The organism is Marseilla massiliensis (assembly GCF_023336985.1).
GTDB lineage: Bacteria > Bacteroidota > Bacteroidia > Bacteroidales > Bacteroidaceae > Prevotella > Prevotella intestinigallinarum.
In genome coordinates this window covers 177,632-190,868 of the sequence record NZ_JAMBLP010000003.1, presented here as the reverse complement: position 1 = coordinate 190,868, position 13,237 = coordinate 177,632, and the positions used below count along the sequence as shown (strand labels likewise).

Annotated in this window: 9 protein-coding genes, 2 tRNA genes and 1 pseudogene; 8 read left to right on the top strand and 4 right to left on the bottom strand. The window is 50.3% G+C overall.

The window, feature by feature from the left end:
• The first annotated feature begins 177 nt into the window (after window positions 1-177).
• Both M3089_RS03635 and M3089_RS03630 read left to right on the top strand, forming a co-directional pair.
• Window positions 178-2,217 carry a histidine kinase gene (locus M3089_RS03635; protein ID WP_249081784.1) on the top strand — a complete coding sequence of 680 codons (2,040 nt, stop codon included), beginning with the start codon at window positions 178-180 and terminating at the stop codon, window positions 2,215-2,217.
• A gap of 10 nt (window positions 2,218-2,227) precedes the next feature.
• Window positions 2,228-2,980 carry a LytR/AlgR family response regulator transcription factor gene (locus M3089_RS03630; protein WP_249081783.1) on the top strand — a complete coding sequence of 251 codons (753 nt, stop codon included), beginning with the start codon at window positions 2,228-2,230 and terminating at the stop codon, window positions 2,978-2,980.
• Window positions 2,981-3,066: 86 nt separating this feature from the next.
• Here M3089_RS03630 and M3089_RS03625 read toward each other — a convergent pair whose 3' ends face one another.
• From M3089_RS03625 to truA, 4 genes are all read right to left on the bottom strand, one after another.
• Window positions 3,067-4,011, bottom strand: coding sequence for an SPFH domain-containing protein (locus tag M3089_RS03625; protein ID WP_205110002.1), 945 nt, complete (start codon window positions 4,009-4,011; stop codon window positions 3,067-3,069).
• Between the two features lie 8 nt (window positions 4,012-4,019).
• Window positions 4,020-4,469: an NfeD family protein gene (locus M3089_RS03620; protein WP_249081782.1), complete on the bottom strand. Its 450-nt coding sequence runs from the start codon at window positions 4,467-4,469 to the stop codon at window positions 4,020-4,022.
• Between the two features lie 177 nt (window positions 4,470-4,646).
• The gene (locus tag M3089_RS03615) at window positions 4,647-5,564 is read right to left on the bottom strand and encodes a DMT family transporter (protein WP_205110006.1); all 918 of its coding nucleotides are present in this window, start codon (window positions 5,562-5,564) and stop codon (window positions 4,647-4,649) included.
• Window positions 5,565-5,572: 8 nt separating this feature from the next.
• On the bottom strand, window positions 5,573-6,301 hold the full coding sequence (truA, locus tag M3089_RS03610) for a tRNA pseudouridine(38-40) synthase TruA (protein ID WP_249081781.1): 729 nt from the start codon (window positions 6,299-6,301) through the stop codon (window positions 5,573-5,575).
• Between the two features lie 563 nt (window positions 6,302-6,864).
• On the opposite strand from truA, the gene M3089_RS03605 reads away from it, so the two are divergent.
• The 6 genes and pseudogenes from M3089_RS03605 to M3089_RS03580 form a co-directional block, all read left to right on the top strand.
• A tRNA-Lys gene (locus tag M3089_RS03605) sits at window positions 6,865-6,937 on the top strand.
• 28 nt (window positions 6,938-6,965) lie between these two features.
• A tRNA-Lys gene (locus tag M3089_RS03600) sits at window positions 6,966-7,038 on the top strand.
• Between the two features lie 135 nt (window positions 7,039-7,173).
• On the top strand, window positions 7,174-9,621 hold the full coding sequence (gene lon / locus M3089_RS03595) for an endopeptidase La (RefSeq protein ID WP_205110012.1): 2,448 nt from the start codon (window positions 7,174-7,176) through the stop codon (window positions 9,619-9,621).
• On the top strand, window positions 9,621-10,748 hold the full coding sequence (gene tgt, locus M3089_RS03590) for a tRNA guanosine(34) transglycosylase Tgt (protein ID WP_205110014.1): 1,128 nt from the start codon (window positions 9,621-9,623) through the stop codon (window positions 10,746-10,748). The genes lon and tgt overlap by 1 nt, the downstream gene beginning before the upstream one ends.
• 36 nt (window positions 10,749-10,784) lie before the next feature.
• Complete coding sequence (locus tag M3089_RS03585; RefSeq protein WP_249081780.1) at window positions 10,785-12,005, top strand: LptF/LptG family permease; 1,221 nt, start codon at window positions 10,785-10,787, stop codon at window positions 12,003-12,005.
• Window positions 12,005-13,154 (top strand): annotated as a pseudogene (locus M3089_RS03580) (DEAD/DEAH box helicase); the annotation flags it as partial. The gene M3089_RS03585 and the pseudogene M3089_RS03580, both read left to right, overlap by 1 nt.
• Window positions 13,155-13,237: the final 83 nt, after the last annotated feature.

Here is a 13,237-nt window from a genome sequence, read left to right as displayed (position 1 = left end):
ACAATATTGCAATAACGATTGCACCCAAAAACTTCAACCATTTAAACACAAAATCATACCGTTTAATCAGCATATTCATTTCTTTATGCTTAAAATGCCATAATAAAGGAAACACGTAGCGTTCAGAATGACAAAATTTTTAGTATATTTGCATCTGGAAAATTCGCTTTATACATTATGTATCATAATAAATGCTCAGTAGTTGCCAAACAGACATTCCACACACTCATAATATGCGTTGCATCGGTGTGCGCAATGTCGTGCGGCGGCCACAAAAGCGGAGATGCAAGGACGGAATATGAGCAGGCTCAATTTATTCGTACAAACGACTCGATACTCAGACTCGACTCTCTGTCATTGCGACTCTGCGACAGCATCATGGCTGCAACAGACGACAGCCTGACATATTATGACTACTACATACTGAAAGGCCGCTATTATCTGCTCTCGGCCACACCCGATTCGGCCCTGCATTACGCCAGGCGCACGAGAGACTTTATGGAAAAGCAGCCTTCCACATCGCGCACGAGAGGAATCAAGGCAATAGCCAACAGCACCGAAGCGTCGTTCTACCACCTACTGAGACACAACCCTCAGGAAGCCATAAGGCTGAACACACTGGCCTATCGGCAAATAATAGACAGCGACCTGAAATACTATGCCCCCGAGATAGCCGCCAACCTGGCCGACGCATACATATCTGTCGACAATCTGCCAGAAGGGGCAAAATGGTACAGACGCGCATTGCTGCTGGTCGACTCGCTCGACTTGCCCAAGACAAAGAACATTACTCTGTATATGGGCCTGGGCCAGATATACACAAGCATGAACGACTTTTCATCGGCAAGGTATTATTACGAAATGTCAGAACGACAGTTTGACATGATGAAACCAAACATGCAGTCGTATTTCCTCAACAATTATGGCAACTATTTCTATTTCAAGCACGACTATGCCAATGCGCTGTCCACGTTCAGAAGGCTTCAAAAGCACATCAAAGACTCAGGCGCCGGAGATACGTATGACATGTATCTGTGCAAGGTTAACCTGGCCGACATATTCCTGAACATCGGCCAGGTGGACAGCGCCGAGGCCTATGTGAACCAGGCCGCCGACTATTTTGAGCGCAACGGCGTAAGGATTGGTGTGTATTATGCCAACACCATACGCATAGGCATAGCCTTGAAACGGCAGGATTACGCAAAGGTGGCAGGCATACTTGCATCAGAAGGCAAGGTGGGAGAATACAACCAGAGCATTAAGAACATACGCAGCAGGTACATGAGGTGGTATTATGAGAAGACAGGCAACTACAAAATGGCTTATGAAGACCTGCTGAAGAACATTGCGCAAAACGACAGCCTGGAGCACAACCGCACGCACATGAAGGCTGCCGAAATAATGATGAGGTATACGGAAGACACCCTCAAGCTGCACCACCAACTGGAAATAAACGAGAAAAACGCCGAGGTGAACAAAAGCAAGGCCACGCTCTGGCTCTTCGTAAGCATTGCCCTGGCTCTCGCATCATTCATAGTGTGCGGCATCATAACCCTGCGCAAGCGCAAGTTGCAAACCCGCATGGAGATTCTGACGCTGAGACTGAACAATGCGCGCCAACGCATTTCGCCGCACTTTGTGTTCAATGTGCTCAACACGCGCATCGGCCCCACAGCCAACGAGGAGACGGATGTGCTGTTGCGGCTTACCAAACTGATACGAAGCAGTCTGGACATGACAGGAAAGTCGTGGGTGACGCTGCGCGAGGAATTGCATTTCATTCGCGATTACATTGCCCTTGAGCGCACGCTGGTGGGCGAGGATTTCGGCCTAACCATAGTTGCTCCTGATGAAAAGACGCAGGAAGAAGTAAAGTTGCCGGCAATGTTCATTCAGATTCTCGTCGAAAACGCGATAAAGCACGGACTGAAGTGCATCGCAGGTCACAAGCAGTTGGACATAAGCATCAGTTGTTCCGACGCAATGACGTATATAGAGGTAGATGACAACGGCCCCGGATTTGACATCCGCCGGACAGACAACAAGCGCACAAAAAACGGCCTTGACATAATAAGGCAGACAATATCGATAGTAAACCAGGAAAACCACGGAACGGCCAAGATGCACTTCAGCATCAGCAACAGGGAAGATGACAACGGCAACATCTGTGGTTGCAGGGCAACACTGAGAATACCAAGGAATATAAAATATATATAAACAAACTATAATGAAAACTATTATAATCGATGACAACGGGCCGGCTATCGACGTACTGGCCGAAAAACTGAAGAAATACGACGACATTCAAATTGTCGGTACGGCAACCAACGGCACCATTGGGCTCAATCTGGCCAAGGAGGTGTGCCCAGACCTTGTTTTCCTCGATGTCGAACTGCCCGACATGTCGGGTGTCGAGTTTCTCGAACAGCTCAACATCATTCTGCCCGAACATTGCAACGCAGTCATGTATACGGGCCATCCGCAATACATGTTGCCGGCGTTCCGCAACAATGCATTCGACTATCTGCTGAAGCCAATAGACGACAGCGAACTGGAAAAAATAATCCATCGCATACATTCGGCAAAGAACAAGCAGGCCGAACAGCCATACTCTGACGGCATAATAAAGCAGAAGAACGACAACAAACTGCTTTTCTACACCAACTCGGTAGACTTCAGGCTGGTTCACATCAGAGACATCGGCCTGTTCCAATACAACCATGAAATAAGGGTGTGGGAGGTTGTGATTGCCGGAAGGAAGACCCCGATAAGGCTGAAGCGCAGCGTCAACAACGAAACGCTGCTCGGCATAGACGAGAGGTTTATCCAGGTGAGCCAACGGTATGTGATAAACATCAATTACCTTTTGGAAGTAAACGACAACAAATGCCAGTTTTATCCACCGTTCGACAAGATAGATTATGTCAAGGTGGGGCGTTTTTTCCGCAAGAAGCTGATTGAGCGCTTCTGCTCGCTTTAGCCTTGCCGACAGGCTATTGCAAAGAACCGTGGCATCGGCTTGCAGCGCAAGCCGATGCCACGGTTGTCTTTTCTGTCGCTGTCTTGCTACTCAGACTTGAACAGGTCTTTTATTCCTCCGATGCTGCCCATAAGGTTTGTGGCCTCGTAAGGCAGGTAGACAGTCTTTGTCTTGTCGCCTTGCGCCACCTCTTGCAGCATCTGTATGTATTTCTGGGCAAGCAGATAGTTTGCCGGGTTGGTGCTCTTGCCAACAGCCTCGGTTATCTTCTGTATGGCAATGGCTTCGGCCTCGGCTTTCCTTATGCGCGCTTGTGCCTCGCCTTCTGCATTCAATATGGCCTCCTGCTTGGCTGCCTCGGCGCGGTTGATGATGGCCGTCTTCTCGCCTTCCGACTGCAATATGTCGGCAGCTTTCTGGCCTTCGCTGGTCAATATGGTGGCACGCTTGTTTCTCTCGGCCTGCATCTGCTTCTCCATTGCGCTGAGCACGCTTGCAGGCGGCGTAATATCCTGCAGCTCAACGCGGTTGACCTTGATGCCCCATTTGTTGGTTGCATCGTCCAGCACCGACCTTAGCTTGGTGTTTATCGTGTCGCGACTGGTCAGCGTCTGGTCGAGTTCCAACTCTCCTATGATGTTTCGCAGCGTTGTCTGCGTCAGCTTTTCTATGGCGTTGGGCAAGTTGTTGATTTCATACACAGCCTTGAACGGGTCGACAATCTGGAAATAAAGCAGCGCGTTTATTTCCGTTTGTACATTGTCTTTGGTTATGACGTTCTGCTTAGGAAAGTCATATACCTGCTCACGGAGGTCAATCGACGTCGTGTAAGAATACCTTCCACGCTGCAATACGACAATCTCTTTGGCCCTGTCAATAAACGGGATGATGAAGTTTATGCCAGGTTGCAGCGTTGCATAATACTTGCCAAGACGCTCTATTATCTTCGTCTCGGATTGAGGGATGATTACCAACGCCATCTTGGCGAAGAGAAGGATGCACACTACGCACCCGATTAATACATAAATCATAGGCTAAATTATTTTAATTTGGTTACTTTCACAATCACGCTTTCCCTGTCTATTATCTTGACCATGGTGCCTGCAGGCAGCTCTTCCGTGTCGGAAGAACAGGCCTTCCAGTCGTCTCCGTCGAGGGCCACGCGCCCGTAGCCGCCCACCGGGATGGCTTGGCTGACCGTCCCCGTACGACCTATTATTGCGTCGGCGTTGCTTACACGCACGTCGTCATGCCTGTGGAGATACTTGAGCGCCAATGGACGCACCATGACTACGCTCAATGCCGATATCAATATGAAAACGCCCAGCTGCACGTATATGCCCGCAAATGGTGCCACTATTGCCGAACATACAGCACCGACAGAAAAACACATGATAAAGAAACCACCTGAGCACAACTCTACAATGAGCAGAACGACGGACAGAGCCAGCCACATTGCCCACAAATTGGCAGCTAAATAATCTATCATAAATCAAAAAGTTAAATGTTATTTCTTTCTGTTTGTAAAATTAAGAAAAAACATTTAAACCACCAAATATATAGATGTGAAATATATAGCCGGCCATAAAAACAGCCCATGCCGCCCCGGCAGATGCCGTGGGATGCATGGGCTGCATGTCCGCCGGAACGCCTCCGGCATGTAATGTCAGCGCGACCCGATGTATAGGAATACCATGCCGAGCAGCACCAAGGCCAGGTCGACAACCTTGGCCTTGAGGTTTTTCTCGTGGAAAGCCACCGCGCCGAAGAGGAAACTAACCACCACGCTGCCACGGCGTATCATCGACACGATGCTTATCATGGCCCCTGGTATTGTCAGGGCATAGAAGTAGACAAAGTCTGCTGCGCTTAGAAAAATGCTCACGCACACTATGCTCCAGTGCCAATGGAATGGTGTGGTGCGCTTGCGTGTGGGCCACCATATCAGAAGCAGCATGGCCCCCATCATGAAAAACTGGTAGATGTTATACCAGCTCTGCACAATCATCTGGTTGAGCCCTACCCCGCCGGCACCCACCGGGGCCATCAGGTACTTGTCATACAGCCCGCTTACTGCCCCCAAGGCGGCCGCGGCAACTATCATCCATATCCAGCTGTTGGTCTTGAAGTCGATGCCTTCCTTCTTGCCGCTGCGGCTTAGCATGAAAAACGAGGCCACGGCAAGCAACACACCTATCCATTGCCAAACATTGAGCCGCTCGCCAAAAAACAGGAACGCGCCAACAAGCACCATCACCGGGCGCGTGGCATTGATTGGCCCGACAATGGTCAGCGGCAGGTTCTTCATGCCGAAATATCCAAACACCCAACTGCTGAGCACTATGCAGCTCTTCAGCAGTATGTACTTGTGAACCTCCCACCCGGCTGTTGGCACGTAGAACACCGACCCGTCGAGCAAGTCGGTATAGGCACTGGCCAGTATCAGCGGCAAGAAAATAACGGAACAGAACATCGTGTTCAGAAACAATACAGGAAGGACGGCATTGCCCGACAACGCTTCTTTCTTGAAAGCGTCATAAAACCCCAGCAATGCTGCCGACAAAAATGCAAAAACTAACCACATGATAATAATTAATATTTAATGTCTTCCAAGAACAATGCGTGTCCGGGCATCGACTCGCCGGCTTCCGTGCGGGCCTTGCCTTCAACCACCTTACGGAATTCGGGCAGCGTCATACGGTGGCGGCCCACCTCTATAAGCGTGCCCACCACGGCCCTCACCATGTTGCGCAGAAAACGGTTGGCACTTATTTCAAAATACCATGAGCATGGCGACACCTGGTGCCAGGCAGCCGACCTGACGTCGCAAAGCGTGGTCTTGACGTCAGAGTTGCTTTTGCAGAAAGCGCCGAAGTCGCTGTATTCCGTCAGCATGGCGGCAGCACGGTTCATCAACTCAAAGTCAAGGTCGTAATGGATTGCGCAGGAATATGCCCTCACAAACGGGTCTTTACGCAGGTGAATGTAATAATGGTAGGTGCGGAGCGTGGCGCTAAAGCGCGCGTGCATGTCGTCGGGCACATGCTCGACGCTGCATACAGATATGTCGTAAGGCAAAAACCTGTTCAGCTTGTATACAAGATTACCGCAGTCTATCTCGGAGTCGAAATCGAAATGTGCCACCATCTTCCGAGCGTGCACGCCTGCGTCGGTACGCCCGGCCCCCACTATGGATACGGGCTTGCGCAAGAGTACCGTCAGAGCCTTTTCCATTTCGGCCTGCACCGAATTGCCGTTGGGTTGCACTTGCCAGCCATGATAGCGGCCGCCGTCATAACTCAATGTGATGAAATAGCGCATAGTGTATTGATTTTTGGGTGCAAAATTAACAAAATGCCTGCAAACAAGAGACGTTTGAAGCGGAAAAATCAGGTGTCGGCTTGAGCCGGATGCCAGAAGTCACGCTAATGCATTGCCACAAAACCCCTGCCGAAGCACGCCCTGCACAGGGCAGGCCCCACACATGCCGACTGTGATGGCATGACGCAATCATTGTACAACAATTTCGGAAAATCAAGCGCCTTGCACGACCCTCTGTTACAGAGCATGTTACGAAATGCACGGTTTGGCTTTGCAAAACGGCCCGAATAGCACGCCCAAACGGCCTGTATCATACTATAATATAGGCCATACTGCAACATGAAACCGCCGAAGGCCACCGGCATGACAGGCGCTTGTAAACCATATTTACCTATGCACGCCAACCTGTCCGCTTCGGTCTTATCAGGCATAAACACTGCCGCCAGGCTGCAAAAAACAGGGCGAAACAAAGAAAAATGATGGTCAAAGTAAAAAAAATCGGCAAAAAGTTTGGTGGAATAAAATAAACTGCGTACCTTTGCACCCGCAAAACAACAAACGATGCGCTTGTAGCTCAGTTGGTAGAGCACCTGACTCTTAATCAGGGTGTCCAGGGTTCGACCCCCTGCAGGCGTACAAAAGGAAGGAAGGAAACAACAAGGATGCGCTTGTAGCTCAGTTGGTAGAGCACCTGACTCTTAATCAGGGTGTCCAGGGTTCGACCCCCTGCAGGCGTACAGAAGATGAGAGGACGGCCACAAACGGTTGTCCTCTCATTTTTATGTCAGGCATTTGCAAATTCCATTCCGCCAATTTCCACAATTCAATTTTAATGCTTAACTTTGCAACTCGAAAAAATATAACGATTCTAAATGGACAACAAACAAAATAAGTCTTTCTCAATGATTGCAGACATCGAAGGCGATTACAGCGAATTGTCCAAGTCGTCTGACATGCCTACCTCCCTGCCTATACTTGCCGTAAGGAACCTTGTGCTGTTCCCGGGGGTGGTATCTCCTATCCTCATTGGGCGAGAAACAAGCATGAGCTTGGTGAAGAGGGCTGAAAAAGCCAACATCATGATAGGCATTGTGTGCCAGAGAGACCCCGAGGTTGACGAGCCCGGCAAGACCGACCTGTACGAATACGGCGTATATGCCCGCGTGGTGAAGATACTGTCGCTGCCAAACGGCAACATCACCGCCATAGTGCAGGGCTTCGGAAGGCTCAAGCTGAACGAGATAACACGCAAGAAGCCGTATCTCTACGGCAAGGTGGAGCCTGCGGTAGAGATAGTGCCGGAGAAGGAAGACAGCGAGTTTGTGGCCGCAATGGACGACCTGCGCCACATTACCAACGAATACATCAAGCTCAACGACGACATACCCGAAGAGGCATCTTTTGCAATAAAGAATGTCAACAACAACATTATGGCGCTCAACTTCATCTGCTCCAACATGGCTTTCACCATCAAGGAGAAGATGGACCTGCTGCAAAAGGACTCCATCAAGGAACGGCTGTTCAGCACAATGCGCATAATCAACAGGGAGCTCTCGCTGCTGAGCCTCAAGCAGGACATAAGGAACAAGACCCGCGACGACATTGACGAGCAGCAACGCAACTACTTCCTGCAGCAGCAAATAAAGAACCTGCAGGCTGAAATGAGCAACGGCGAAAGCTCGCCGGAAAAGAGCGAGCTGCTCGAAAAGGCCGAGAAGAAGAAGTGGCCGCAGGATGTGGCCAAGACATTCTATAAGGAAGCCGACAAGCTTGACCAGTTGAACCCTCAAAGCCCGGAGTATAACGTGCAGCTTACTTACCTGCAGACACTTGTGTCGCTGCCATGGGGTGACTACACCAAGGACGACCTGAACCTGAACAGGGCACAGAAGATGCTCGACAAAGACCATTATGGCATGGAAAAGGTGAAGGAAAGGATACTGGAATATATCGCCGTGCTGAGCCTCAGGGGCGACTTGAAGTCGCCTATACTCTGCCTCTACGGCCCTCCGGGCGTAGGAAAGACGAGCCTCGGCAAGAGTATCGCAGCAGCCATGAGCAGGAAATATGTCAGGGTGTCGCTCGGCGGACTGCACGACGAGGCTGAGATACGCGGCCATCGACGTACGTATATAGGTGCCATGCCGGGCCGGATAATAAAGAGCATACAGAAGGCAGGCGCGTCAAACCCCGTCTTTGTGCTCGACGAAATAGACAAGGTGACGCAAAACACCGTCAACGGCGACCCGGCGTCGGCACTGCTCGAAGTGCTTGACCCCGAGCAGAACTCGGCGTTCCACGACAATTACCTCGACGTTGACTACGACCTATCGAAGGTGTTGTTCATAGCTACTGCAAACGACCTTAACACCATTCCAAGGCCCCTGCTCGACCGTATGGAGATAATAGAGGTAAGCGGATATATCACCGAAGAGAAAATAGAGATTGCCCGCCGTCACCTCATTCCCAAAGAAAAAGAAAACACCGGCCTCGACAAAGAAAAGAAGCTGACTTTCAACAAGGCTGCCATCGAGAAGATAATCGAACAGTACACTCGCGAGAGCGGCGTAAGGCAACTGGAGAAGCAAATAAACAAGGCACTAAGGAAACTGGCCTTCATGAAGGCCAAGAACCAGGAACTGCCTTACACTAAAATCACTCCAGACGAGATAGAAGGCCTGCTTGGCAAGCCACCTTTCTACCGCGACATCTACCAGGGCAACGACTACGCAGGCGTGGTCACCGGTTTGGCATGGACAAGTGTGGGCGGCGAGATTCTGTTCATAGAAACGAGCCTGAGCAAAGGCAAGGGTTCCAAGCTAACACTCACCGGCAACCTGGGCGATGTCATGAAGGAATCGGCCATCCTCGCCCTCGAATATGTAAAGGCACACGCCAACACGCTCAACATAGACTACCGCATATTCGACAATTGGAACATACACATCCATGTGCCGGAAGGTGCAACGCCCAAGGACGGGCCGTCGGCCGGGATAACCATCGCCACCTCCATAGCTTCTGCACTGACCCAACGCAAGGTGCGTAAGAACACTGCCATGACGGGCGAAATAACGCTTCGTGGCAAAGTGTTGCCTGTAGGCGGGATCAAGGAAAAGATTCTCGCTGCCAAGCGTGCCGGCATCACGGACATACTGATGTGCAAGGACAACAGGAAGGACATTGACGAAATACCAGACATTTACCTGCAGGGAGTCAACTTCCATTACGTAGAGAACGTGCAGGATGTGTGGGATTTTGCCTTGACAAACGAACTTGTGGCCAACCCGTTGAAGTTTGAAATTGAAGAAGAAAAGAAGTAATGACATTTGAACTTACACACACCGACCCCATGTCCGACGCAAGGGCTGGCACCATTACCACGGCCCACGGCCAGATACAAACGCCGATATTCATGCCCGTGGGTACTTGCGGCAGTGTCAAGGGGGTGCATTTTTCTGAACTGAAAGAACAGGTGAAGGCCCAGATTATACTGGGAAATACCTATCACCTTTACTTGCGCCCGGGCCTCGACATACTGAAGTCTGCCGGCGGACTGCACCGTTTTGGTGGCTGGGACCGCCCGATACTGACCGACTCAGGTGGCTTTCAGGTGTTCTCACTCACCGGTATCAGGAAACTGCGCGAAGAAGGGTGCGAGTTCAGGTCGCACATAGACGGCTCTAAGCATATATTTACCCCGGAGAACGTAATGGACACCGAGCGCGTCATCGGGGCCGACATCATGATGGCTTTCGACGAGTGCCCGCCCGGACAAAGCGACTATTCGTATGCCAAGAAGAGCCTCGCCATGACGCAACGATGGCTTGACCGATGCATCAAACGGTTTAATGAGACAGAGCCGTTGTATGGATATGAGCAGAGCCTTTTCCCCATTGTGCAGGGATGTACGTACAAAGACCTGAGGTCGGAAGCTGCAAAATTCGTGGCCGACAAGGGAGCCGACGGCAACGCCATAGGCGGATTGGCCGTGGGCGAACCAACAGAGACGATGTACGAAATGATTGAAGTGGTCAACGGCATACTTCCCAAGGATAAGCCTCGCTACCTAATGGGGGTTGGCACACCGCAGAACATACTCGAAGCAATAGAGCGCGGAGTGGACATGTTCGATTGCGTAATGCCCACAAGAAACGGGCGCAACGCCATGCTTTTCACCTATAACGGCACGATGAACATGAGGAACAAGAAGTGGGAAAAAGACTTCTCACCAATTGACCCTGATGGTTGCGAGGTCGATTTGGTATACACCAAGGCCTATCTTCACCACTTGTTCAAGGCTGGTGAGCTTCTCGCCATGCAGATAGCAAGCATACACAACCTTGCATTCTACTTGCGCCTGGTGTCTGATGCTCGCCGGCATATCATGCAGGGTGATTTCACCAAGTGGAAGCAAGGGGTGATAGATAACCTCGGGCGCAGAGTTTAAGCAGTGAAAAAGAATTAGGTCAGCCACCTGTAATATATGAAATACAGCACTTTAAGAAAACGTCACAGGGCCTTGAAGCGGTTGCGTTCGATTAGGAATCGGACGGCAGGCGCATCCCGTTTCTTTCAAAAAGTGGGACGGGTGCTCAACTTTGCAAACCCGCTGCGGTACATAAAGAAGATTGATGCCTACATCATAAAGAAGTTTATCGGCACATATATATATTCGATAGCATTGATAATATCAATCTCTATCGTTTTCGACATAAACGAAAACTTGGCAAAGTTCAGCACCAACAACGCCCCGCTGCGAGCCATAGTCTTTGACTATTATGCCAATTTTGTGCCATACTTCGCCAACCTTTTCAGTCCGCTGTTTGTCTTTATCGCTGTAATCTTTTTCACATCGAAGCTGGCCGGCAATTCAGAAATCATAGCCATGATGGCCTGCGGCATGAGTTTCAAACGGCTGTTGCGGCCATACATGATATCAGCGGCCCTCATATCGGCTCTGAACTTCTACCTCGGCGCCTACGTAATCCCCCAAGGCACGGTGGTAAGACACAATTTTGAATCGCTTTACAAGAACAACACGAAGAACACTTCGGCAAGCAACGTGCAGTTGCAAGTGGGCCCCGGGGTCATTGCATACATAGCCCAATATGACAATGTGCACAAAACGGGGTACGGATTTTCGCTCGACAAGTTTGAGAACAAGAAACTCGTAAGCCACATGACGGCAAACATCATACAATACGACACCATTTCTGACAGCAGGTATCATTGGAAAGCAATCAACTACAAGATACGAACGTTGAAGGGAATGCGCGAACAAATCACCACAGGAATGGAGATGGACACCACCGTTATGATGGAGCCTATGGACTTGGTATTCAGCAAAGGCCAGCAGGAAACGTTCACGAGCCCAGAGCTAAAGCGCTACATATCGAAGCAGAAAGACCGCGGTTCGGGCAACGTCGTACAGTATGAGGTAGAATATCACAAGCGCATTGCAACATGCTTTGCGTCGTTCATCCTTACAATCATCGGCGCAAGCCTGAGCTCCCGCAAGCGCAAGGGCGGCATGGGATTGTACCTCGGCATCGGGCTGGCGCTCAGTTTCTCTTACATACTGCTGCAAACCATAAGTTCAACATTTGCAATCAATGCCAACACTCCGCCGATATTGGCGGCATGGATACCCAATATACTATATTTCTTTATTGCATATTTCTGTTACAAAAAAGCACCAAACTAATGAGATTTGAAGAAACTTATCTGAACGATAACATACTGGATGCGCTTTACGACATGCATTTTGACGAATGTACACCAATACAAGAAAAGTGCATACCGGAAATTCTTGACAAGCACGACATCATAGGAGTGGCACAGACTGGCACCGGCAAGACAGCCGCCTACCTTCTCCCAATACTCAGCATGCTTGATGACGGGGGCTATCCGCAGAACTCCATCAATTGCATTGTGATGTCGCCAACGCGCGAGCTCGCCCAGCAGATAGACCAGGCCATGCAAGGTTTCGGTTATTACCTAGACGGGGTGAGCAGCGTTGCTGTGTATGGCGGCAATGACGGAAACAGATATGACCAGGAGATGAAGAGCCTGAAGCTGGGTGCCGACGTGGTCATAGCCACTCCCGGCCGACTGCTGAGCCACATCAGGATGGGCAATGTAGACTTGAGCAAGGTCAGCTTCTTTGTCCTTGACGAGGCAGACAGGATGCTCGACATGGGGTTCAGCGACGACATAATGCAGATTGCGAGCAAGCTGCCCGCCACAGTCCAGACAATCATGTTTTCGGCGACGATGCCCGAAAAGATACAGCAACTGGCCCGTACACTGCTGAAGAACCCGGTTGAAGTGAAGATAGCAGTCAGCAAACCCGCAGAAAAGATAAAGCAATCGGCATATGTTTGCTATGAGTCACAGAAGATTGGAATCATCAAATACCTATTCAGTACCGACCAGCTGAAGCGCGTTATAATCTTCTCGGGCAAGAAAGACAAGGTAAAGGAAATAGCCCGTGAGCTCAAGCACCTGAAGATAAACTGCTGCCAAATGCACAGCGACCTGACCCAGCAGGAACGTGACGAGGTGATGTATGAGTTTAAGTCGGGCCAGAAAGACGTGCTTGTGGCCACCGACATTGTTGCTCGAGGCATCGACATTGACGACATCCTAATGGTGATAAACTACGACGTTCCGCACGACGCCGAGGATTATGTGCATCGCATAGGGCGCACTGCCCGTGCCGACCGCGACGGTGTTGCAATCACGTTTGTGAGCGACAAAGACATGTATGCGTTTGGCCTGATAGAGAAATTCCTTGAGAAGGAAGTGGAAAAGACCCCATTGCCCGATGGCTTGGGTAGCGGGCCGCAATACGTAACGACCAAGAAGAGCGGCGGCAACGGTAAGGGCAACAGGCATGGCGACAGGAAAAAGAAAGGCAAAAAGAGCAGGCCCAAA